The organism is Streptomyces sp. JLBJ103 (assembly GCF_058215575.1).
On the sequence record NZ_CM177089.1, the window covers coordinates 4,724,784 to 4,747,500 of the forward strand.

At 72.7% G+C, this 22,717-nt stretch carries 16 protein-coding genes (1 of these 16 running past the window's edge); 10 read left to right on the top strand and 6 right to left on the bottom strand.

Annotated features, from left to right (window positions below):
* Positions 1-190: 190 nt before the first annotated feature.
* The 4 genes from AC4BEG_RS20860 to AC4BEG_RS20875 form a co-directional block, all read right to left on the bottom strand.
* The gene (locus tag AC4BEG_RS20860) at positions 191-1,096 is read right to left on the bottom strand and encodes a DNA-3-methyladenine glycosylase family protein (protein WP_490701264.1); all 906 of its coding nucleotides are present in this window, start codon (positions 1,094-1,096) and stop codon (positions 191-193) included.
* A 402-nt stretch (positions 1,097-1,498) separates the two neighbouring features.
* On the bottom strand, positions 1,499-2,896 hold the full coding sequence (locus AC4BEG_RS20865; RefSeq protein WP_490701265.1) for a coenzyme F420-0:L-glutamate ligase: 1,398 nt from the start codon (positions 2,894-2,896) through the stop codon (positions 1,499-1,501).
* Positions 2,893-3,852: a 2-phospho-L-lactate transferase gene (gene cofD, locus AC4BEG_RS20870; RefSeq protein ID WP_490701266.1), complete on the bottom strand. Its 960-nt coding sequence runs from the start codon at positions 3,850-3,852 to the stop codon at positions 2,893-2,895. The genes AC4BEG_RS20865 and cofD overlap by 4 nt, the downstream gene beginning before the upstream one ends.
* Before the next feature lie 73 nt (positions 3,853-3,925).
* Complete coding sequence (locus AC4BEG_RS20875; protein WP_490701267.1) at positions 3,926-4,456, bottom strand: cysteine dioxygenase; 531 nt, start codon at positions 4,454-4,456, stop codon at positions 3,926-3,928.
* A 596-nt stretch (positions 4,457-5,052) separates the two neighbouring features.
* On the opposite strand from AC4BEG_RS20875, the gene AC4BEG_RS20880 reads away from it, so the two are divergent.
* From AC4BEG_RS20880 to AC4BEG_RS20890, 3 genes are all read left to right on the top strand, one after another.
* Positions 5,053-5,316, top strand: a complete 264-nt coding sequence (locus tag AC4BEG_RS20880; RefSeq protein WP_004952403.1) for a WhiB family transcriptional regulator — start codon at positions 5,053-5,055, stop codon at positions 5,314-5,316.
* Between the two features lie 182 nt (positions 5,317-5,498).
* Positions 5,499-9,437 carry a glycosyltransferase family 2 protein gene (locus tag AC4BEG_RS20885; protein WP_490701268.1) on the top strand — a complete coding sequence of 1,313 codons (3,939 nt, stop codon included), beginning with the start codon at positions 5,499-5,501 and terminating at the stop codon, positions 9,435-9,437.
* The gene (locus tag AC4BEG_RS20890; protein WP_490701269.1) at positions 9,434-11,029 is read left to right on the top strand and encodes a DUF5719 family protein; all 1,596 of its coding nucleotides are present in this window, start codon (positions 9,434-9,436) and stop codon (positions 11,027-11,029) included. The genes AC4BEG_RS20885 and AC4BEG_RS20890 overlap by 4 nt, the downstream gene beginning before the upstream one ends.
* A gap of 244 nt (positions 11,030-11,273) precedes the next feature.
* Here AC4BEG_RS20890 and AC4BEG_RS20895 read toward each other — a convergent pair whose 3' ends face one another.
* On the bottom strand, positions 11,274-11,675 hold the full coding sequence (locus AC4BEG_RS20895; RefSeq protein ID WP_490701270.1) for a metallopeptidase family protein: 402 nt from the start codon (positions 11,673-11,675) through the stop codon (positions 11,274-11,276).
* A 341-nt stretch (positions 11,676-12,016) separates the two neighbouring features.
* On the opposite strand from AC4BEG_RS20895, the gene AC4BEG_RS20900 reads away from it, so the two are divergent.
* The 6 genes from AC4BEG_RS20900 to AC4BEG_RS20925 all read left to right on the top strand — a co-directional run bounded on the left by AC4BEG_RS20900 (position 12,017) and on the right by AC4BEG_RS20925 (position 18,761).
* On the top strand, positions 12,017-12,469 hold the full coding sequence (locus AC4BEG_RS20900) for a DUF3499 domain-containing protein (protein WP_490701271.1): 453 nt from the start codon (positions 12,017-12,019) through the stop codon (positions 12,467-12,469).
* Between the two features lie 208 nt (positions 12,470-12,677).
* A complete protein-coding gene (locus AC4BEG_RS20905; RefSeq protein ID WP_490701272.1) occupies positions 12,678-14,036 on the top strand; it encodes a phosphomannomutase/phosphoglucomutase in 1,359 nt (452 codons plus the stop codon).
* Between the two features lie 769 nt (positions 14,037-14,805).
* Complete coding sequence (locus tag AC4BEG_RS20910) at positions 14,806-14,988, top strand: Trm112 family protein (protein ID WP_078641824.1); 183 nt, start codon at positions 14,806-14,808, stop codon at positions 14,986-14,988.
* A 105-nt stretch (positions 14,989-15,093) separates the two neighbouring features.
* Positions 15,094-16,425 carry an SIS domain-containing protein gene (locus tag AC4BEG_RS20915; RefSeq protein ID WP_490701273.1) on the top strand — a complete coding sequence of 444 codons (1,332 nt, stop codon included), beginning with the start codon at positions 15,094-15,096 and terminating at the stop codon, positions 16,423-16,425.
* Between the two features lie 95 nt (positions 16,426-16,520).
* On the top strand, positions 16,521-17,750 hold the full coding sequence (gene manA / locus AC4BEG_RS20920; RefSeq protein ID WP_490701274.1) for a mannose-6-phosphate isomerase, class I: 1,230 nt from the start codon (positions 16,521-16,523) through the stop codon (positions 17,748-17,750).
* Positions 17,751-17,843: 93 nt separating this feature from the next.
* On the top strand, positions 17,844-18,761 hold the full coding sequence (locus tag AC4BEG_RS20925) for a cation diffusion facilitator family transporter (protein WP_490701275.1): 918 nt from the start codon (positions 17,844-17,846) through the stop codon (positions 18,759-18,761).
* Positions 18,762-18,901: 140 nt separating this feature from the next.
* On the opposite strand, the gene AC4BEG_RS20930 is transcribed toward AC4BEG_RS20925, so the two are convergent.
* A complete protein-coding gene (locus AC4BEG_RS20930) occupies positions 18,902-21,103 on the bottom strand; it encodes a fructose-specific PTS transporter subunit EIIC (RefSeq protein WP_490701276.1) in 2,202 nt (733 codons plus the stop codon).
* Between the two features lie 438 nt (positions 21,104-21,541).
* Here AC4BEG_RS20930 and ahcY point away from each other — a divergent pair, with 438 nt between their 5' ends.
* A protein-coding gene (gene ahcY / locus AC4BEG_RS20935; RefSeq protein ID WP_490701277.1) for an adenosylhomocysteinase crosses the window boundary here: on the top strand, positions 21,542-22,717 show its 5' portion. Its footprint extends 282 nt past the window's final position; 1,176 of the gene's 1,458 nt are visible here — the first part of the coding sequence; its start codon is at positions 21,542-21,544; its stop codon lies off the right edge, out of view.

The following is a 22,717-nucleotide window of genomic DNA, read 5'->3' on the forward strand; positions in this document are numbered from 1 at the left end:
GGCGCCGGTGCCCGGAGAAGTTCGGTGAACCCAAGGTTGGCGCCACAAATACACGACAGCGTCCAGGACCCCACCCCTGCGACCCCGCCCCCTCCCGTCTCGTCGCCGACCACCCGCCTGACGGACACGCGGAGAGCAGCATGCCGCTGATGCCACGGCCGGGCAGCCCTCTCGTCGCCGACTTCCCCGATTACATGGCGCGAAAGTCCCTGACCGCGAAGCGGGGTGCGCGGCGCGGCGGGGTGCGCCCGGACAGCAGGATCAACCGGGCTGCCCGGTGGCGCTGGCCCGAGTAGGGGGCCAGCAGTTCGAGCATCTCCGCGTCGTCCGTACCGCGCTGACCGGTGAGCGCGTAGCCGACGATGCGCGGCAGATGGAGGTCCCCGACCGTGATCGCGTCCGGAGTGCCGTTGCTGCGCTGAAGGGTCTCGGCCGCCGTCCAGGGCCCGATGCCCGGTATCAGCTGGAGGCGGGCGGAGGCGGCGGCGAGGTCCATGGCCGCGGCCTCCTCCAGTCGCCTGGCGACCCGGACGGCCCGCAGGATCGTCGCCGAACGCTTGGAGTCGACACCCGCCTTGTGCCACTCCCAGGACGGGATCAGCGACCAGGCGCGTGGATCGGGCATCACCCGCATCCGCTCGGCCGGACCCGGCGCGGGCTCGCCGTGGCGCTGAAGCAGCAACCGCCAAGCCCGGTACGCCTCGTCGCTGGTGACCTTCTGCTCGAGGATCGAGGGGACCAGCGATTCGAGGACCAACCCGGTGCGGATGAGTCGCAGCCCGGGGTTGCGGCGGTGGGCCTCGTGAACGAGGCGGTGGCGCGGGGTGAAATCGGACGGGTCGTCGTCAGCGCCGAGCAGTGAGGGAAGCCCGTCGAGCAGCCACTGTGCCCCCGGCCCCCAGGCGTGGGCCTCGATGTCGCCGCCGTGACGTGCGATGCGGATGGTGCCGGGTCCCTCCGGCGTCCGGCTCGCCCGCCAGAACGCGCCGTCCCCGCCGACCCGGAACGCCGGATCCCCCGGCCCCCGCTGGAGTACGCACAGGTTGCGCGCGAGGTCATAGGGCCCCGAGGGGGTCCAGGTACGGCTGACAGACACGTGGCCACCCTACGACTCGCGTCGGACAGTCGAAGGCGGCCAGGCGTTGGCATCAGCGGCATGCTGCTCTCCGCGTGTCCGTCAGGCGGGTGGTCGGCGACGAGACGGGAGGGGGCGGGGTCGCAGGGGTGGGGTCCTGGACGCTGTCGTGTATTTGTGGCGCCAACCTTGGGTTCACCGAACTTCTCCGGGCACCGGCGCCAAAAATATACGGTCCAGGGCCCTGCCCCGGAGGCCCCGCACCCGCACCCGACCACCCAGCACCCCTGCACCCACGACGCACCCGCACGCGACCACCCAGCGCGCCGCACCCACAACCACCCGCACCCGCGCCCCGGCCCTGCACAACGCGCGCCCCCACCCGCGGCGCGCACCCCGCCACCGCGCGCCCCGAAGCAAGCCCTACCGCACGACCACGAACCCCGCCGCGTCCCGCTCCGGCCGCGCCTTCGGCGGGGCCGCAGCGTGGCCGACGGCGACCGCGCCCATCGGGTCCCAGTCCTCCGGCAGGCCCAGCACCTCCCGCACCACCGGGCGGCAGAACATCGTCGACGACACCCACGCCGACCCCAGCCGCTCGCCCGCCAGCGCGACCAGCAGGTTCTGCACCCCGGCCCCGGCGGCGACGACGAACATCTCGCGCTCGGCCGCGTTGCGCCGCGCGTCCGGGTACGTATGCGCGCCGTCCGCGACCAGGCACGGCACCACCAGGTACGGAGCCTTGCGCAGGACATCCCCGCGCCGTACCCGCTTGGCGATGCTCTCCTCGGAGAACCCGTCGCCGCGCAGATCCGCGATCCACGCGTCCCGCATCGCGTCGAGCAGCCGGATCCGCGATTCCTCGGACTCCAGCAGCACAAACCGCCACGGCGTCGTGTGGTGCGGCGCGGGCGCCGTGACGGCGGCGGCGGCGGCGCGGCGCACCGCCGCGCCGTCCACCGGCTCGTCGGTGAACTCGCGCACCGTACGCCGCAGGGTGACGGCCTCCCGTACGGCCTCGGAGGTGCCCAGCCGGAACATGTCGTCGGCGGCGCTCCGCACCAGCGCCCGCGCACCGGTGTCCGGTTCCGGATCCGTACCCGAACCCGGGCCCGCCCGGTCCGCGACGACGTGCGGCAGCCCCCGCACCACAGCCACCGGCAGTCCGTCCGCCTTGCCCTTGACCAGCTCACCGGCGGCGGCAAGTTCGTCGGCGGTGGCGACGATGGTCGCGCTCAGCGCGTTGCCGTGGGCGTCGAAGCCGCCCCGCAGATCGTCCAGGACGCGCACCCCGGCGGCGCCGATGGCGACATCGGTGACCCCGGTGCGCCAGGGCCGTCCGAAGGTGTCGGTGATGAGGACGCCGAGCTGGACGCCGAGCGCGTCCCGCAGTCCGTCGCGGAGGGCGCGCGCGGAGGCGTCGGGGTCCTCGGGGAGCAACAGCACGGTTCCGGCGGGGGTGTTGGAGGCGTCGACCCCGGCGGCGGCCATGACCAGACCGTGCCGGGTCTCGACGATACGGGTGGCGCCGCGCCGGGCGACGACCCGCACGGCCTCGGCGTCTATGGCCGCCTCGCGGTCGGTGGCCTCGACCACGCGCCCCTCGGCCTTGCTGACGATCTTCGAGGTGACGACCAGGACGTCGCCGTCGGCGAGACCGGGCAGACCGCCCGCGGTCGCGGCCTCGGCGATGAGCTTGGCGAGGTCGTCGCCGTGCCGTACCTCGGGGAGTCCGGGGAGGGCCCACACCCGGTACGACGGCGCCCCGGACACGGACCCGGACAAGGGCGAGGCCCCGCCCGGCGGTTGCGATGCGCTCATGCCCGTACCTCCTCGGCCAGCGCCAGCGCCTCCGCGGCCATCCGGGCCGTGGCCTCGGCGTCGGTCATCATCAGGGGGACGGCCTTGCAGCGGATCCCCGCGGCCTCGACCTCGTCGACCGCGCCCGCGTCGACGGTGTCGACGAGCCAGCCGTCGAGCAGCCCGGAGCCGTAGTGCTGGGCGACGGCGGCGGCGGTGGACTCGACGCCGACGGCGGCGAGCACCTTGTCGGCCATGCCACGTACGGGCGCGTCGCCGACGATGGGGGAGAGGCCGACGACCGGCACCCCGGCGTCGGCGATGGCCTCGCGCACACCGGGCACGGCGAGGATGGTGCCGATGCTGACGACGGGGTTGGACGGCGGGAAGAGGACGACGTCGGCCTCGGCGATGGCCTCGAGGACACCGGGTGCGGGCTTGGCCTGGTCGGCGCCGACGGGGACAACGGCGTGGGCGGGTACGGAGGCGCGCAGCCGCACCCAGTACTCCTGGAAGTGGACGGCCTTGCGGCCTTCGTCGGGGTCGTCGATGAGGACGTGGGTCTCGACGCGGTCGTCGGTCATCGGCAGCAGCCGAACCCCCGGCTGCCACCGCGCGCACAGCGCCTCGGTGACGGCGCTGAGCGGATAGCCCGCGCTCATCATCTGCGTACGGACGATGTGGGTCGCGAAGTCGCGGTCGCCGAGGCCGAACCACTCGGGCCCCACACCGTAGGCCGCCAGCTCCTCCTTGACCGCGAAGGACTCGTCGGCCCGGCCCCACCCCTGCTCCTCGTGGATGCCGCCGCCGAGCGTGTACATCACGGTGTCGAGGTCGGGACAGACCTTGAGCCCGAAGAGGTGGATGTCGTCACCGGTGTTCCCGATGACGGTGATGTCGGCCTCGGGGACCGCCGACATCAGACCGCGGAGGAAACGGGCGCCGCCGATGCCACCTGCCAGAACCACAATGCGCATGGGGGACAGTCTTGCAGTCGCCCGGAACGCCGAGGCGGCGCGGGGCGGTTCGGGGAGGTGGGAGGGCGGTGGCTCAGCCGCCGAGGACGTCCAGCGCGTTGACGCCGTCGAGCGCGGGCGCGGCGGCGGAGCCGGCGTTCTGCGTGGGGTGCGGCGGCATCTCGGTCAGCCCGGGGAAGTAGATGTGGAGGCTGACGGCGGGTTCGAGGGAGTCGTTGACGACGTCGTGGACATAGCCGGGCGCGAAGACACGCTGGGCTCCGGCGGTGAGGGTGTGGCGGGTGCCGTGGTGGCCGACGCGTTCGGTCAGTTCGCCCTGGAGGACGGTGAGCACACCGGAGGAGCGGCCGTGGTCATGGGCGCCGCTGCCCTGGCCGGGCACCCAGCTGAGCAGCCAGACCTCATAGCCGGGGCCGGTGCGCAGCCGGTGGTACCAGCGGCTGGTGGCGTCGTACTGGACGAGGGGCGCCCAGCCGTCGCGGTCGGCGGCGATGGTGCGGGCGAGCCCGGCGAAGGCGGAGACGGTGGCGGGGTGGGCGGGTACGGGCGGCAGCAGATGCGGGATGGCGAGCGGGTCACCGGCGATCTGGACGTCGCTGTTCATATGCGGAGTTCCTCAGCGGGAAAGATGCGGGAAGGGCGCAGAGATAGCTGGAGCTCGGGGGCATCAACAGCTGGAACAGCGACAGCGAGCCTGCACAGCGCAGCGGAACCCGTGGGCACGGGTCGCGAGGGGCGCGTGGGTCACTGACATGAGGACAAGGAGAGCGGGTTCTGTGCCGTCCTGTCAACTTGATCTCCCGTTTGGCCCAATCTTTCACCTCTTTCGGTAGCCCTGGTGGCAGAAAGGTTTGTGCGCGCGTTATGCGGAGAGGTGGGGCACACCATGCGGAGAGGTCGCGCACACCGTGCGGAGAGGTGGCGCACACCGACCCGCGGCACGCAACGGGATCGATGTCCGGGACGTCCTCACTGATGAGTCAGGAGAGGGGAACCGGGATGGCGAACGGGGAAGTGTCTCGTTTAGGCCGATTTGAACACTTTCTGCGCAGCCTTGGTTCCGCAGAGTGAATAAGAGGCCCAATAGCAGATCTCGGCTTGACTGGCCTGGATCGGCGCACTTGTAATTTCACTCGTGTCGTTCTGCCCGCTGCACGACGGCAACGAACACGGGGACGCAAAAACAGACGAGGGGCGCACATGACCGAGTTGTTCCAGCAACTGCTGGTCGAAGAGGCGGACGAGGAGCTCGGTTGGCAGGAGCGCGCGCTGTGCGCCCAGACCGATCCCGAATCGTTCTTCCCGGAAAAGGGCGGATCCACGCGTGAGGCCAAGAAGGTCTGTCTCGCGTGCGAGGTCCGTTCCGAGTGCCTCGAGTACGCCCTCGCCAATGACGAGCGCTTCGGCATCTGGGGCGGCCTGTCCGAACGGGAGCGCCGCCGACTGAAGAAGGCCGCTGTCTGACATATCCACACCGCTTGGACGAAGCGGCCGCACCACGAACGGTCCGCCTCCCGCGCCTTGGCGACGGGCGGCGGACCGCCTGCGTACACAGCCGTTAGTGTGGGGGCCCGTCCGAGACGCGCCAACGTTCCCACGGGGCGCGCGCGTCCACCGCAGTCCAGCGAACCGGGGCCCGTACCTCGATGTCCGTGCACAGCCATCCGGCGGCCCAATACCCGGCCGCCACCGCCGCGTCTGCTCCCGCCGAGGAAGCACCGGCGTATCCGCGCCATGTCGTCACCGCCGTGCTGGTCGCCCACGACGGCGCCCGCTGGCTGCCCGACGCGCTGTCCGGTCTGCTCGGCCAGGAGCGCCCGGTGCAGAACGTCATCGCCGCCGACACCGGCAGCTCCGACGACTCCGCCCGGCTTCTCACCGAGGCCCTCGGCGAGGAGCGGGTGCTGCACCTCGCGCGCCGCAGCGGCTTCGGTACGGCCGTCGCCGAGGCGGTCCGCACCGCCCCGGTGCTCGGCCCCGAGGAGCTGGCGTACCTCAGGCGCCCCAGCGGCTGGGACCCCGTCAACCGCGCCTGGCGGGACGACGCGTACGACCTGCCGGAGCTGCCGCACGGCGAGCCCGTCCAGTGGCTGTGGCTGCTGCACGACGACTGCGCCCCGGCCCCCGACGCGCTGGCCGAACTGCTGAAGGTCGCCGACGCCGAGCTCACCGCCAACCGGCAGCCCGCGATCATCGGCCCCAAGCTGCGCGGCTGGTACGACCGCCGACAGCTGCTCGAGGTCGGCGTCAGCATCGCCCGCAGCGGCCGCCGCTGGACCGGCCTGGAGCGCCGCGAACAGGACCAGGGCCAGCACGACCAGGTGCGGCCGGTGCTGTCGGTGTCGAGCGCGGGCATGCTGGTGCGCCGCGATGTGTGGGAGCGGCTGGGCGGCTTCGACGCCAAGCTGCCGCTGATGCGGGACGACGTCGACCTGTGCTGGCGCGCCCATGAGGCCGGGCATCAGGTGCTGGTGGCGCCGGACGCCGTGCTGCGCCACGCCGAGGCGTCCTCGCGCGAGCGGCGGCCCATCGACTGTGTGGGGCGCTCCGTCGCCAATCCGCACCGCGTCGACAAGGCCGGTGCCGTCTACACGCTGCTGGTCAACACCCGTGGCGCACTGCTGCCGTATGTGATGCTGCGGCTGCTGTTCGGCACCCTGCTGCGCACCCTGGCCTATCTGGTGGGCAAGGTGCCGGGGCAGGCGCTGGACGAGGTCGCCGGTCTCTTCGGCACCCTGCTGCGGCCCGAGCGGATCCTCGCCGCGCGCAAGCGCAGAGGCCGTTCCACGCTGGAGAAGAGCGAACTGCGGCCGCTGTTCCCGCCGCCCGGCGCCACCGTACGGGCCACCGTGGAACAGGTCGCCAGCAACATCGGCGGACGTTCGGAGCCCGAACTGTCCTCCGGCGGGCGGCACGGCGCCGTCGAGTCCGGACCGGGCGACGAGGACGCCGACTTCCTGGAGGTCGAGCAGTTCGCCCGGCTCAAGCGGATCGCCCGCAAACCGGGGCCGATGCTCTTCGTGGTGCTGCTGGTGGTCTCGCTGGTCGCCTGCCGGGATCTGTTCGGCGGCGGCACCCTGTCGGGCGGCGCACTGCTCCCGGCGCCCGAGCACGTCTCCGATCTGTGGGGCAGTTACGCGGACGGCTGGCATCCGGTCGGTACCGGCGGCACCCAGACCGCACCGCCCTATCTCGCCGCCCTGGCCGCGCTGGCCACGCTCTTCCTCGGCTCCACCGGTTTCACCCTGACCCTGCTGCTGGTGTGCTCGGTGCCGCTGGCCGGGTTCATCGCGTACTTCGCCTCCCGGCCGCTGGTCGAGTCCCGGCTGCTGCGGGCCTGGGGCAGCGTCGCGTACGCCTTCCTCCCGGCCGCCACCGGTGCGCTCGCCGGGGGCCGGCTGGGCACCGCCGTACTGGCCGTCCTGCTGCCGCTGATGGCGCGGGCCGCCGCCGCGGCGGCCGGGCTGCGGGCGGGCGGCACCGGCGGGCGGCTGCCGGGCTGGCGGGCGACGTGGGCCTATGCGCTGCTGCTCACCTTCACCATGGCGTTCACCCCGGTCGTCTGGCCGATCGCACTGGTCCTGGGCATCGGGGTGCTGGTGCTGCGCGCCCTGGAGAGCCCCGATCTGCTGCTGCCGTACGGACTGCGGTTCCTGGCCGCGGTGGCCACCCCGGTCGCGGTGCTCGCACCCTGGTCGCTCGGTCTGTTCACCGACCCCGGCCGCTTCTTCCAGGAGGCCGGACTCGACGCGGCGGGCGGCTCCGCCTCCGCCCTGGATCTGCTCTCGCTCAGCCCCGGCGGTCCGGGCGGCGGCAGCCTGTTGCTGATCGGCTTCGTGCTGGCCGCGCTGGCCGCCCTGATGCGCGGTGAGCGGCAGCTCGCGGTGGGCGCGGCGTGGGTCGTGGCGCTCACCGGCTTCCTCTTCGCGGCGCTCACCAACGGCTCGGCCTGGGCCGGACCCGCGACCCTCGTCTACGGCCTGGCGCTGCTGACCGCCGCCGTGGTCGGCGCCGAGGGCGCGCGGGAGCGCGTGGCGGCGCAGAGCTTCGGCTGGCGTCAGCCGGTGGCGCTGCTCATCGCCGTCGCTTCGGCCGCCGCCCCGCTGCTCGCCGCCGTCGTGTGGATGACGGGCGGCGCCGACGGCCCGGTCGGACGGCGCAACCCCTCGCAGGTCCCGGCGTTCGTGGCGGCCGAGAGCGCCACTGAGGACCAGGCCCGCACGCTGGTGCTCAGCGGCCGGGGTGGCATGGCCCGCGCCGACTACGTCCTGGTGCGCGGCTCCGGCGCCCGGCTCGGCGACGCCGAACTCGCCGCGAAGGGCGGTTCCGACACCCGGCTCGACGCTGTGGTGGCCCATCTGGTCGCGGGCTCCGGCGCCGACCAGACCCGTCAGCTCGGCGGCTACGCGGTCCGCTATGTGTACGTCCAGAAGGGCGCGCCGCCCGAGATGACCCGGGTGCTGAACGCGACCCCGGGGCTCACCCAGCTCAGCAAGGCGGGGGGCGGTGTGCTGTGGCGGGTGGACCAGCGGGTCTCGCGGGTCTCGATCGTCCCGGCCGAGTCCTCCGAGGGGGCTTCGGCGGCACCCGGTTCGGCGTCCGCGCCGGTGCACGTCGCGTCCGGCCCCGTCGAGGCGCACACCACCGTGCCCGACGGCGCGGCGGGACGGGTGCTGCGGATCGCCGACAAGTCCGCACCGGACTGGCGGGCCACGCTGGACGGCAAGCCGCTGACGGCGAAGACCGTCGACGGCTGGGCGCAGGGCTTCGAACTCCCCGCGAACGGCGGCCGGTTGGACCTCACCTACGACACCCCGGTGACCCACAGCGCCTGGGTCTGGGCACAGGCGCTGTTCGCGCTGGTGCTGCTGGTGCTCGCGCTGCCGGGGCGCCGCCGCCAGGTCGACGACGACCTGCCGGAGGAGGACGGCGCGGCGGCAGCGACGGCCGTCACCGCCGAGGACCTGGCGGGCGACGGGCGCCGGGCGCGGCGGCTGCGGGCCGCCGCCGAGGCGCAGGCCGCGCAGACCGGCCCGGCGGACCTCGGCGGGCAGCCCGCGCCGATGGGCGAGGCCGCGGCGGCCGAGGACGTGAACATCCCCGACATCCCCGACATCCCCGCACAGCCGTCCGCGCCCGCGTCCGCGGCGCCGCCCGCCGGTGATCCCTACGACGGCGGGCAGCCCGCGGCGGGCGATCCCTACGCGGTGCCGCACCAGCAGGGTTACGGGCAGCAGTGGGACCCCCAGACGTACGCCGAGCCCGGATACGGCGGCTACCCGGACGGTCAGCAGTACCAGGGCGAGCCGTACCAGCAGGGCGGCGAGTACCCCGGCGGCTACCAGGGCGACCCGTACCAGGGCGGCTATCAGGGCACCGGCTACCCGGCCGGTTACCAGGAGGGCGCCTCCTACCCCGAGGGCCAGTACCCGGCGGACCCGTACGCGGGCGGCCAGTACGCCGATTCGTACGGCTACGACCAGCAGCAGCCCTACGCCGACGGCAGCTACCCCCAGCAGGGCGACACGACGTACGGCGGTGCCGAGTCCGAGGGCCGCCGCGACGGGAGCGATCAGCAGCGATGAACCGCACCACCCTGTCCCTGATCGGTGCCGCCACCGCGCTGGCCGCCGTCACCGGTGTCGCCACCCTCACCGGCGGCTCGTCGGACGGCACGGACGGCGCGGCGAAGGCGGCGAGCCGGATGCCCGTCGAGCGAGCCACCCTGCTGTGCCCCACCCCCACCTCCTCGGAGGTCGCAGGCACCACGTACACCGCCTACACCCCCCAGCGGAAGGGCGCGGCCGCCGCGGGCACCGAGGGCGGCGAGGCCGCGCTGCTGCCCGCCCAGGGCCCGGCCGACGACGTGACGGACCCGGCCGCCGGCGACGGCGGCAAGGACGGCAAGGACGGCAAGGGCAAGGCCGAGCGGCAGCAGGACGCCGCGCGGGCCGACAGCAAACCGGTCCTGCCGCTGAAGCAGCCCGGCAAGCCGGTCACCACCGACACCGACCGCTCGGACGCCCCCGCCCTCATCGGCACCGCCGACGGCCGCTTCGCCCCCGGCTGGACCGTCCAGCAGACCACCACGGTCGCCGCGGGCAGCGGCCGCGGCATCATGGGCACCGCCTGCACGGCACCCGACACCGACTTCTGGTTCCCCGGTGCCAGCACCGCCCGGAACCGCCAGGACTTCGTCCATCTCACCAACCCGGACGAGAGCGCGGCCGAGGTGGACCTCAAGCTGTACGGCGCGGGCGGCCGCCTCAAGCCCTCGACGGACGAGTCGATCACCGTGCCCGGCCGTTCCACCGTCCCGGTGCTGCTGTCCACGCTCACCGATGAGCGGGCCGCCGATGTGTCCCTCCGGGTGACCTCCCGCACCGGCCGGGTCGGCGCGTCCGTGCAGTCGATCGACCAAAAGGCGGGCGGCGACTGGCTCCCGGCCTCCGCCGCGCCCGCCACCAGCGTGGCGCTCCCCGGTATCCCGGCGGATGCGACCTCGGTCCGCCTGGTCGTCTTCGCGCCCGGTTCCGACGACGCGGACCTGAAGGTGCGGCTGGCCGGGCGTACCGGTTCGATCACCCCGGCCGGACATGAGTCACTGCACGTCAAGAGTGGGATGACGGCGGCGGTCGACCTCGGTGACGTGACGAAGGGCGAGCCGGGTTCGCTGCTGCTCACCCCCGAGGGCGGCGAGGGCACGGCCACACCGGTGGTCGCCGCGCTGCGGGTCACCCGGGGCAAGGGCAGCGACCAGGAGACGGCGTTCATCCCGGCCACCGCGGGGATTGACCGGACCGCCACCGCGGCCGACAACCGCGCCAAGGGCTCGACGCTCTCCCTGGTGGCGCCGGGCGCCACCGCGCGGGTGCGGGTGACCGCCTCGGCGGCGAGCGGCGGCGGCAGCCCCGTGAGCAAGACCTACACGGTCAAGGGCGGCACCTCCACCTCCGTCACCCCGCCCCGCCCGGCCTCGGGCAAGGGCGGCTACGCGGTGACGGTCGAGCGGCTCTCGGGCGGCGCGGTGCACGCGTCCCGGATGCTGGCGCTGCCGGAGGACGGCGTGCCGATGTTCACGATCCAGGGGATGCCGGACGACCGCGGGACGGTGACGGTCCCCGAGGCCCGGCAGGACCTGTCGGTGCTGAACGACGGCAGCGACGCGAACGGCTAGGCCCTGTCCTGCCGATCTTCGCGGGTCCGCGACGCCTGGCACCGCGCCTCGCCGCGTTGTCGGGATCTTCCGAGTACGCCCAGTACGAGGCCGACCCTCCGCCTTGCGATACACGGCACCAGACGCCGCGGGCTGATCCACGAAGATCGACAGGACAGGACCTAGGCGCCGGACGAGGACGAACGAGGCCGGGGACGGGGCCAGGGCCGACGCCGGGGACGGGCCGAGGGGGCCGGGGGCGGGGCTACTCCTGCCCGTACCGCGGGTCCACCGACTCCGGTGCCAGCCCCAGCAGCTCGGCCACCTGCTCGACGACGACCTCGTGGACCAGCAGCGCCCGCTCGTCCCGGTTCTTCGCCCGGATCTCGACAGGACGGCGGTAGATCACGATCCGGTCCGGCGTGTCCCCGCGGGCCGCGATGAAGCGCCCGAGCGGTACGGACTCGCCGTCCCATCCGTCCTGGCCGCCGGGTGCGCTACCGCCGCCGTTGCCCGAGGTGGGCACCTCCAGCACGGTGAAGTCCACACCCGACAGCTGCGGCCAGCGTCTCTCCAGCCGCTCGGCCGAGTCCTGCACAAGATCGACGAAGGACTCGGCGCGGCTGACCGAAAGCGGCACCTGGGGTGGCGCGATCGGACCGCGCATACCCCGACCGTGCCGATCGCGGCGGCGCGGACGCGGCTCGGACTGGTGGGGAGGTACGGACCTGGTCATCACTCCTGAGGGTAGCCGTCACCGGCCGGGCGGCATGCGCGTACCGGACAGGCATGGTCGATGTCGCCAAATGAACATTCCAGCCACGCTTGCGTTCATAAACGGACGTCTCTTGCTTCGCTTCTTTGGCTCAGACTGATCCCTCTCCATGCGAGTGCTGACCGGAATCATCGGCGGCGGCTCCCGCCCCGCGGTAAGGAGCCGCTGGTCAGCCGGTAAGTTCACGTATGGGGTGCACGGGGCGAACCGGGACGACACGGCGGAGTGAGCTGGTGGAGAGTCGTCGCGGCCCGCTCAAGAGTGCGGTACCGTCCAACGTCGTGAGCCCTGTACGTCGCTGTTCGCGCACCGCCTGCGGCCGCCCCGCCGTCGCGACACTGACGTACGTCTACGCGGACTCGACCGCCGTTCTGGGGCCGCTGGCCACCTACGCCGAACCCCACTGCTACGACCTGTGCTCCGAGCACTCGGAGCGGCTCACCGCGCCGCGCGGCTGGGAGGTCGTCCGGCTCGCCGTCGACACCGGTCAGACGCGGCCCAGCAGCGACGATCTCGAGGCCCTGGCGAACGCGGTGCGCGAAGCCGCCCGGCCGCATGAGCGCGCGGCGGGCGCGGGCGGCGGTTCCGGACCGTCCGGAGGCGGCGGACAGAGCGGCCGTGAGGGCGATCCGCGCGAGGTGCCGCGCCGGGGCCATCTGCGAGTGCTGCGCTCCCCCGACTCCTGACCCGCGCCGGCCGTGCGGCCGCGATACCGGGCCGTTTCCAGCTGCGAAGCTGTCATCGCGTCAGCTCACCGGAGCGGCGCCTCGGTGCCGTGCCGACCGCCGCCGTGTGCCGCGCCGCACGATCGGCCTCGTAGTGGGCGCCGGAGTCCTCCGGGTAGGTTTTGAGGTCCGTGGAGACCTCCAAGAAGACCTCGAGAAGGGGTTGGCTGTGCCCGACTTGTCGCAGATCGTGAAGGCGTATGACGTGCGCGGTGTGGTCCCGGACCAGTGGGACGAGCCGCTCTCCGAACTCTTCGGCGCGGCCTTCGCCCGGGTGACCGGCGCGAGCGCGATCGTCGTCGGCCATGACATGCGCCCCTCCTCGCCCGGTCTGTCGCGGGCCTTCGCGCGCGGCGCCGCCGCCCTCGGCGTGGACGTCACCGAGATCGGGCTCTGCTCGACCGACCAGCTCTACTTCGCCAGCGGCCATCTCGGCCTGCCCGGCGCGATGTTCACCGCCAGCCACAACCCCGCGCAGTACAACGGCATCAAGATGTGCCGGGCGGGCGCCGCCCCCGTCGGCCAGGACTCCGGTCTCGCCGAGATCCGCTCCCTGACGGAGCACTGGTCCGCCACGGGCGCGCCGGAGCCCGCCGCCGAGCCCGGCACCATCACCCAGCGGGACGTGCTCGCCGACTACGCCGCCCATCTGCGCTCGCTGGTCGACCTCACCGCCATCCGGCCGCTGAAGGTGGTCGTGGACGCGGGCAACGGCATGGGCGGGCACACCGTCCCGAGCGTCTTCGACGGCCTCCCGCTCGACCTGGACGCCCTCTACTTCGAGCTGGACGGCACCTTCCCCAACCACGAGGCCAACCCCCTCGACCCCAAGAACATCGTCGACCTCCAGGCCCGGGTCCGGGAGACCGGCGCCGACATCGGCCTCGCCTTCGACGGCGACGCCGACCGCTGTTTCGTCGTCGACGAGCGCGGCGAGCCGGTGTCGCCCTCCGCCATCACCGCCCTGGTCGCGGCGCGGGAGCTGGCCAAGCACCCGGGCGGAACGATCATCCACAACTGCATCACCTCCTGGTCGGTTCCCGAGGTCGTCAAGGAGAAGGGCGGCACCCCCGTCCGCACCCGCGTGGGCCACTCCTTCATCAAGGCCGAGATGGCCCGTACCGGCGCGATCTTCGGCGGGGAGCACTCCGCGCACTACTACTTCCGCGACTTCTGGAACGCCGACACCGGCATGCTCGCCGCGCTGCACGTGCTGGCCGCGCTCGGCGGCCAGGACGGCCCGCTGTCCCGGCTGGTCGAGAGCTACGACCGCTACGCGGCCTCCGGGGAGATCAACAGCACCGTCGCCGACCAGACCGGCCGCGCCGAGGCGGTCAAGGCGGCGTACGAGAGCCGCGAGGGCGTGGAGCTGGACGAGCTGGACGGGCTGACGGTCACCGCCGCCGACTGGTGGTTCAACCTCCGCCCCTCCAACACCGAGCCCCTGCTGCGGCTCAACGTCGAGGCCCGGGACCCCGAGACCGCCGACCGCGTCCGCGACGAGGTCCTCTCCATCGTCCGCGCCTGACGGCCGACAGCCCGTTCGGCCCAGCCGGGGCCGTGGCCCCGCCCCGCCTGGGTCGCGGCTCCGGAGCCACCGGAACCGACTCCCCTCCTCGGCCCTCGGGCGGTGACGGTCCGGCTTGTCCTTCGGGGTTCGCCGGACCTGCTCCCGGCCGGGCGGCGCCTCCGGCGGGACCCGGTGCCGGTTCGTCCCGGCGTCGGGCCGGGTGGCCCGGCGCCGGCCATCCGGTCCTCGGCCGGACGGTGCAGGTCCGGCCTGGCAGGTCCGGCCTGGCCCCGGACGGTGAAGGTCCGGTTCGGCTTCCCGGGTCCCCCGAACCCGTGGCCGTCCCACCTGGGGAGCGGCTCCCGGGCCACGGGACCCGGCTCCGGTCCTCGGCCCCCGGACGGTGTGGGTCCGGCTTGCCTTCCGGGTGCGCCGGATCCGCTCCCGGCCCCGTGGCGACAACCGGCCGGGGGCCGGTGCCACCCCGGCGGTGAGTGCGCCGCGAAGGACGGCTGACGGAGGTCCGCCCCGGGCGGCGCGGGTGAAGGCGTGAAGCCCGGTCCCGCCGACCCGGCTTCGGGGCGGCCCGGCGACGGCAGAAGTCCGCCTCGTACGCCGGGCATCCGGCACTCGGGCGGCGGACGACGCGGGCCCGGCACGTCCTCCCCGGCCCGCGGTCGGCGGACCGACCGTCGTGGGGCCGCCGTCCGCGCCGGGTGCCTCGCCCGGCGGTACGCTGACCACGCCGGAGTCGTATCCGGCAGGACCCACACCGAAGGGACATCCCATGCCGCTCGAAGCCGGTCTTCTGGACATCCTCGCCTGCCCGGCGTGCCACGCCCCGCTGCGTGAGGAGCAGAGCCCGGAGACCCCCGAGCTGGTGTGCACGGGCGAGGGGTGCGGACTCGCGTACCCCGTCCGGGACGGGATTCCCGTGCTGCTCGTCGACGAGGCACGCCGCCCGGCCTGACGGCTGCCCGGACGGCGTCCGGGTGCCCCCGCATCCCGCTCAGTCCCGCCGCGCCCGTACTCCCGCGCGTACCGCCCCGCCACGGCGATCGGAGGCCGAAGCACCATGCTCGACGAATCCCTCCTCGACGCCCCGGAGGCCCTCGCACGGGCCGACACCCGGGGGCTGCTGCGCGGAGCCGCCGAATCCGGGGCCCGGGTCCGCACCGCGGCCCGGCACGCCGCCGAGGCGGGGTTGGCGGATCTCAAACCGGACGGACGGCCGCGCGCGGTCCTGGTCGCTGGACCGGGGGCGGCCGGAAGCTGCACCGCCGACCTCCTCGGCGCGCTCGGCGGCGGCAACTGCCCGGTCAGTCTGATCGCCCCCACCGGGGTCGCGCCCGCGCCCGGCGCGCTGCACTGGACGCTGCCCGGCTGGGCGGGCCCGCTCGATCTGCTGGTGATCGCGACACCGGACGGTACGGAACCGGGGCTGCCGCTTCTGGTCGAGCAGGCGTACCGCCGGGGCTGTGCGCTGGTCGCCGTCGCACCGGGCCACTCACCACTGGCGGACGCGGTCGCGCAGGCGCGCGGTCTGATGGTGCCGCTGGCCGCGGGCGCCAACTCCTCGGCCCCGTACACCACCAGCCCCTACGCCACCGGCCCGGCCACCACCAGCCCGTACGCGCACGACGAGCACGGCGGCGCCCCGCAGCCGCCGCGGCCGGAGGGCGCTCCGCCCGAGGGCGCCATCGGTGAGCCGCCGCCCCACGACCATGCCGCCGCCCCGCAGCATCTGCACACCGAACCACCGGGCACCGCGCCCGACGAGGTGACCGGCCCCGCCCTCCCCGGCACGCTCTGGGCCCTGCTCACCCCGCTGCTGGTGCTCGTGGACCGGATCGGCCTGGTCCCCGCGCCGCCCGCCGCCCTCCAGCAGGTGGCCGACCGGCTCGACAAGGTCGCCGAGCGCTGCGGCCCGGCCATCGCCACCTACACCAACCCCGCCAAGACGCTCGCGGCCGAGCTGGCCGGGGCGCTTCCCCTACTGTGGACCGAGGGCCCGGTCGCGGCCGCGGTCGGACGGCGCTTCGCCGGGCTGCTCGCGGCGCTCGCCGGGCGGCCCGCGCTGGTGGCCGAGCTGCCCGGGGCGCTGGCTGCCCACGGCACGCTGCTGGCCGGGGCGTTCGCGGGCGGCGCCGACCCCGATGACTTCTTCCGCGACCGGGTCGAGGAGCCCGAGGCGCTGCGGGCCCGGATCGTGCTGCTCCACGAGGAGCCGGTGGGCCAGGTCTCGGCCGTGCCGAACGCCCGGGAGCTGGCGCTCGCCCACGACACGGCGTTCAGCGAGCTCGAACCGGCGGAGGGCAGCAGCCTGCTGGAGAGCGCCGCGGAACTTCTCGCCATCACGGATTTCGCCGCCGTTTACCTCGCGCTCGCTTCGGCGGACAGATCATGAGGCCGTAACCGCGCACGGGGCGCGGTCCGGCGCACACCGCCCGGCTCCGTCCCGTTCGCTCCGGATCCCTTCGCAGCAGTCAGGAACGACACCACATGGACCGCCTCGTCAACACCGTGCGCCCCTACGCCTGGGGCTCCACCACCGCCATCCCCGAGCTGCTGGGGGTCCGGCCGACGGGTGAGCCGCAGGCTGAGCTGTGGATGGGGGCGCACCCCGGGGCGCCATCCCGGATCGACCGGGGCACGGGCGCGGTCGCGCTCTCCGAGGTGATCGCCGCCGATCCGGAGGGCGAACTGGGCGCCGCCGCCGTCGATCGCTTCGGGCCGCGGCTGCCGTTCCTGCTGAAGGTGCTCGCCGCCGCCTCCCCGCTCTCCCTCCAGGTGCACCCGGATCTGGCGCAGGCGAAGGAAGGGTTCGCGGCCGAGGAGGAGCGCGGCGTTCCGGTCGACGCCCCGCACCGCAACTACAAGGACGCCAACCACAAGCCCGAGTTGATATGCGCACTGACGCCGTTCGACGGGCTGTGCGGCTTCCGGGACCCGGACGAGACGGCGGAGCTGCTGGCCGCCCTGGAGGTCGACTCCCTCAAGCCGTACGTCGACATCCTGCACGCCCACCCCGAGTCGCATGCGTTGCGCGAGGTGCTCACCGCCGTGCTGACGGCCGACCCGGCGGCCATGGCGGAGACCGTGCACCAGGCCGCCCTGGCCGCGGAACGCCTCAGCGCGCTTGACGGCCCGCACGCCGAGGCGTACGCGGCGTACGCCTCCCTGGCCCGGCACTACCCGGGCGACCCCGGTGTGATCGCCTCCATGCTGCTCAACTTCGTCCGGCTCCAGCCCGGCGAGGCGCTCTACCTCGGCGCGGGGGTGCCGCATGCCTATCTCGACGGGCTGGGCGTCGAGATCATGGCCAACTCCGACAATGTGCTGCGCTGCGGTCTGACGCCCAAGCATGTCGACGTGCCCGAGCTGCTGCGGGTGGTCCGCTTCGAGAGCGCCGCCGCCGGCGTACTGCGCCCGGAGGCCGACTCGTCCGGCGAGGAGCTCTACGCGACCCCGATCGACGAGTTCCGGCTGTCGCGCCACGTCCTCGCCGAGGGCGCCGAACCGCGCGCGCTGTCCGCCGCCACCCCCCAGATCCTGCTGTGCGTCTCGGGCGCGGTCACCCTGCGTGGCGGCGCGGACGGCGCCGAGGGCGGGGAGGGGAGCGGTGTCGGTGAACTGCGCCTGGCCCGCGGGGAGTCGGCGTTTGTCCCGGCGGGCGAGAAGGCCGTGCTGACCGGCGAGGGCACTGTGTTCCGGGCCACATTGGTCGCCTGACGTACGACTCTTTCGAGCGACTGGAACAATGGCCCGCCGACGCAGTAAAGCACGGGCAAAACTGCCTTCAGGCGGAAGGGACATCCGGCACACATGAGTGCATCTGGCGGAACCAAGGCGATCGTCGCCGCGCTGGGCGCAAACCTGGCCATCGCCGCAGCCAAGTTCGTGGCGTTCGCCTTCAGCGGCTCGTCGTCGATGCTCGCCGAAGGCGTGCACTCGCTGGCCGACTCGGGCAACCAGGGGCTGCTGCTGCTCGGCGGCAAGAAGGCCAAGCGCGAGGCCACCCCCGAGCACCCCTTCGGCTACGGCCGGGAGCGCTACATCTACGGCTTCCTCGTCTCCATCGTGCTGTTCACCATCGGTGGCGTCTTCGCGCTGTACGAGGGCTACGAGAAGATCAAGCACCCGCATGAGCTGGAGAACTGGTACTGGCCGGTCGGGGTGCTGGTGTTCGCGATCATCGCGGAGGGCTTCTCGTTCCGTACGGCCATAAAGGAGTCCAACGAGGTCCGCGGCAAGCTCACCTGGTTGCAGTTCGTCCGCCGGGCCAAGGCGCCCGAGCTGCCCGTCGTCCTCCTGGAGGACCTCGGCGCGCTGGTCGGTCTGATCCTCGCGCTCGGCGGTGTCGGGCTCTCGCTGCTCACTGGCGACGGCGTCTGGGACGGCATCGGCACCATCTGCATCGGCGCCCTGCTGGTCCTGATCGCGCTGGTGCTCGCGGCCGAGACGAAGTCGCTGCTGCTGGGCGAGGCGGCCGACGCCGACCAGGTGGCGAAGATCCGCGAGGCGCTGGTCGACGGCAAGACCGTCACCGGCCTGATCCATATGCGGACGCTCCACCTCGGCCCTGAGGAGCTGTTGGTCGCCGCCAAGGTCGCGGTGCAGCACGACGACACGGCGGCGGAAGTGGCCCGCGCGATCGACGCGGCGGAGGAGCGGATCCGCGCGGCGGTGCCCATCGCCCGGGTGATCTACCTGGAGCCGGATATCTTCCGGACCTCCGGCTGACCCTCTCGTTCTGCTTCGGGAACGGCCATCGGCCTTCCGGACCCATGAGGTCCGGAAGGCCGATGGCTTCTTTGTTCGGGGTTTTCGGGGTCTTCGGGGTCTTCGGGGATTTCGGGGTTCTCGGGGTTTTCGTGGCAGAGCTACTGGATCTCGCCCAGGATCCGCAGGATCGCCGCCTTGTCCGGAGCGCTGAGCAACCGCTCCCGGAACTCGGCGGACATCAGCTTCCGCGACAGCAGGGCCAGGATCCGCAGATGCTCATCGCCCGCGGCGGCCTCCGGCACCGAGATCATGAAGATCAGCCGAGCCTTGGTCCCGTCCGGCGCACCCCACTCGATGCCCTCCTCCGACCGCGCGAAGCCGACGAGGGGCGCGGTCACCGCGTCCGTCTTGGCATGCGGAATCGCGATCTCCTCACCGAGACCGGTGGTGCCCTGCTCCTCGCGGAGGAGCGCGGCACGCACCAGCTCGTCGGCGTCGGCGACCTTGCCGGTGGTGGCCAGCAGGGCGGCCATCGCGCGGATGGCGGCGTCCTTGCCATCGGCTGTCAGCCGCTCCGCGACGGTCTGCTCGGTGAGATAGCCGGACAGTGCGGGGGCGTCGCCGCCATCCGCGTCCGGAGCGGATACGGGCGGCTCGGGGTCCGTCTCGGCCTCGGTCTTGGGCGCAGCCGTGGCATCCGCATCCGTGGCGACGGCCGCGGCCGTACGCTCCGGGGTGGCCGCCTTCGCGGCACCCGTAGCGCCCGCCGCCGCACCACCGCTCGCCACTCCGGCCGGGACCGGCTCGGGGGCGGCCGCATGCGCGGGGACGAGGCCGACCGCCTCGGTGGCCCCCGCCGTGCTCCCACCGTCCGCGTCGCCCTTGCCCAGACCCCGCCCCAGGCCCTGTCCCCGGCCCAGGGACATCAGCGCGATCGTCACCAGCCCGGTGACCGCCGTACCGACGATCACGGCGATGAAGAACATCGGCACCCCGTTGATCGCGCCGAGCACCGCCACGATCGGCCCGCCGTGCGGCACGTTGTCCTCGACCGAAGCCAGCCCGGCTATGGCACCGGCGACCGCGCCGCCGAGCATGTTCGCCGGAATGACCCGTGCCGGACGTGCCGCCGCGAACGGAATCGCGCCCTCGGTGATACCGAAGAAGCCCATGAAGAGGGCCGCGAGCCCGGTCTCCCGTTCCTGGTCGTCGAACATCCGCCGACGGAGGAGCGTGGCCAGCCCCTGGCCCAGCGGCGGAACCGGAATTGCCGCCGCGCACATGCCCATGACCTCGGGGTTCTTGGAGACCAGTCCGGCACCGAAGAGGAACGCTGTCTTGTTGACCGGACCGCCCATGTCGAACGCGATCATCAGCCCGAGGATGATTCCGAGCAGCGCCGCGCTGGTGCCGGTCAGCCCGCCCAGCCAGTCGGTGAGCTGCTCGAAGACCCAGGAGATCGGTTCGCCGAGCACATAGATGAAGAAGAGGCCGAGCGCCGAAGTCGCCACGATCGGGATCACGATGATCGGCATGATCGGCTGGACGAACTTGGGAACCTTGACCTTCTTGATCCACCGCACCAGATAGCCGGCCAGGAAGCCGGTGACGATCGCCCCGATGAACCCCGCGCCCGCCTCGCTGTCGTACAGCTCGCCATGGGCGGCGATCCAGCCGCCGACCATGCCGGGCACCAGCGCGGGCCGGTCGGCGATCGCGTAGGCGATATAGCCCGAGAGGATCGGGATCATCAACTGGAAGCCGATGACGCCGATGTCGTTGACCGTCTTCCAGAAGGAGCCGTCGGGGATGACGATGCCCTTGGACGTCGTGTCGCCGCCCAGCGCGAGCGAGACCGCGATCAGCAGTCCGCCGACCACGACGAACGGAATCATGTACGAGACGCCGTTCATGAGCGCCTTATAGGTGAGACTGCGCCCCTTGCCGCCATCGGAGCCGCCGGACGCCCGCCCCGCGCCGGACGCTCCGCCGCCGTCCCCCTGGTGGACCGGTGCGCTGCGCACCCGCTCGATCAGCCGCTCAGGGTGATGGATGCCCTCGGCGACTCCCACGACCAGCACCCTCTTACCGATGAACCGGCTGCGGTCGACGTCCTTGTCGGCGGCGATGATGATGCCGTCCGCCTCTCTGACATCGTTGTCAGACAGTACGTTCTCAGCCCCGATGGACCCCTGGGTCTCCACCTTCATGCTGTGGCCGAGCGACTCGGCGGCCTGGGCCAGCTTCTCGGCGGCCATATAGGTGTGCGCGATACCCGTCGGGCAGGCGGTCACCGCGAGCAGCTTGAGCCCTGGACCTCGGGCCCCGGCACCGCCCGGGGGTTCGGCTGGATTGGTCACGTCGTTCTCCTTACGGCGTTACGGCGTTACGGCGTTACGGCGTTGCGGCATTGCGGTGTTCGAGCGGGCGCGGGAGTGTTCAAGCGTCCCTGCGTTCGCGGCATCCTGCACTACATGTGGGCGGGATCAAAGAGGCCGGTCGTCCGGCCGGGTGCATCGCCCGCTCCGGATTCGCGGCCGAAGAACGCCGGTACGGGCTGGGGATCACTGGGGCGACCGGTGTAGATTCGTGACCGAGCCAGACGTCGCTGCTGATGGCGGTCGGGCGGTCCGTTCCGCGGACCGACCGAGGGAGAGAGGGCCTCCGACGGACTGCGCAGTGCGAATCCAGGGGACAGGTGTGTCCGCCGTGCCGCCGACACTCCCTGTCCGTCGACTCGCATGCCCAGCCGAACACTCTCGCTCGCAACCGATCGATATCGATGAGGAGCAGCAACCATGACGACAGCCGTCTCCGGTCAGGACTTCAAGGTCGCCGACTTGTCCCTGGCCGCCTTCGGCCGTAAGGAGATCACCCTCGCCGAGCACGAGATGCCCGGCCTGATGGCGATCCGCGAGGAGTACGCCGCCTCCCAGCCGCTGGCGGGCGCGCGGATCACCGGCTCGCTGCACATGACGGTGCAGACCGCGGTCCTGATCGAGACGCTGGTCTCCCTCGGCGCCCAGGTCCGGTGGGCCTCCTGCAACATCTTCTCCACCCAGGACCACGCGGCCGCCGCGGTCGCCGTCGGCCCGAACGGCACCCCGGAGAACCCGCAGGGCGTCCCGGTGTTCGCCTGGAAGGGCGAGACGCTGGAGGAGTACTGGTGGTGCACCGAGCAGGCGCTGACCTGGCCGGGCACCCCGACCGGTGGCCCCAACATGATCCTGGACGACGGCGGTGACGCCACCCTCCTGGTCCACAAGGGCGTCGAGTACGAGAAGGCCGGTGCCGCCCCGGACGTCTCCACCGCGGAGAACGACGAGCACCGTGTCATCCTCGAGGTGCTCAACCGCACCATCGCCGAGAACCCGCGCAAGTGGAGCCAGCTGGCGTCCGAGATCCGCGGTGTCACCGAGGAGACCACCACCGGCGTCCACCGCCTCTACGAGATGCAGCGCGACGGCTCGCTGCTCTTCCCGGCGATCAACGTCAACGACGCGGTGACCAAGTCGAAGTTCGACAACAAGTACGGCTGCCGCCACTCCCTGATCGACGGCATCAACCGCGCCACCGATGTACTGATCGGCGGCAAGGTCGCGGTCGTCTGCGGCTACGGCGACGTGGGCAAGGGCTGCGCCGAGTCGCTGCGCGGCCAGGGCGCGCGGGTGATCATCACCGAGATCGACCCGATCTGCGCGCTCCAGGCGGCGATGGACGGCTACCAGGTCGCCACCCTGGAGGACGTGGTGGAGACGGCCGACATCTTCATCACCACGACCGGCAACAAGGACATCATCCTGGCCTCCGACATGGCCAAGATGAAGCACCAGGCGATCGTCGGGAACATCGGCCACTTCGACAACGAGATCGACATGGCCGGTCTCGCCGCCATCCCGGGCATCGTCAAGGACGAGGTCAAGCCGCAGGTCCACACCTGGACCTTCGCCGAGGGCAAGACCATCATCGTGCTG

What these genes read in the sequence shown, in the direction of transcription:
- AC4BEG_RS20865 (WP_490701265.1), bottom strand. Translation starts at nt 2,896, where the DNA reads ATGAGCGCATCGCAACCGCCGGGCGGGGCCTCGCCCTTGTCCGGGTCC.
- cofD (WP_490701266.1), bottom strand. Translation starts at nt 3,852, where the DNA reads ATGCGCATTGTGGTTCTGGCAGGTGGCATCGGCGGCGCCCGTTTCCTC.
- AC4BEG_RS20875 (WP_490701267.1), bottom strand. Translation starts at nt 4,456, where the DNA reads ATGAACAGCGACGTCCAGATCGCCGGTGACCCGCTCGCCATCCCGCAT.
- AC4BEG_RS20880 (WP_004952403.1), top strand. Translation starts at nt 5,053, where the DNA reads ATGACCGAGTTGTTCCAGCAACTGCTGGTCGAAGAGGCGGACGAGGAG.
- AC4BEG_RS20885 (WP_490701268.1), top strand. Translation starts at nt 5,499, where the DNA reads ATGTCCGTGCACAGCCATCCGGCGGCCCAATACCCGGCCGCCACCGCC.
- AC4BEG_RS20890 (WP_490701269.1), top strand. Translation starts at nt 9,434, where the DNA reads ATGAACCGCACCACCCTGTCCCTGATCGGTGCCGCCACCGCGCTGGCC.
- AC4BEG_RS20895 (WP_490701270.1), bottom strand. Translation starts at nt 11,675, where the DNA reads ATGCGCGGTCCGATCGCGCCACCCCAGGTGCCGCTTTCGGTCAGCCGC.
- AC4BEG_RS20910 (WP_078641824.1), top strand. Translation starts at nt 14,806, where the DNA reads ATGCCGCTCGAAGCCGGTCTTCTGGACATCCTCGCCTGCCCGGCGTGC.
- AC4BEG_RS20915 (WP_490701273.1), top strand. Translation starts at nt 15,094, where the DNA reads ATGCTCGACGAATCCCTCCTCGACGCCCCGGAGGCCCTCGCACGGGCC.
- manA (WP_490701274.1), top strand. Translation starts at nt 16,521, where the DNA reads ATGGACCGCCTCGTCAACACCGTGCGCCCCTACGCCTGGGGCTCCACC.
- AC4BEG_RS20925 (WP_490701275.1), top strand. Translation starts at nt 17,844, where the DNA reads ATGAGTGCATCTGGCGGAACCAAGGCGATCGTCGCCGCGCTGGGCGCA.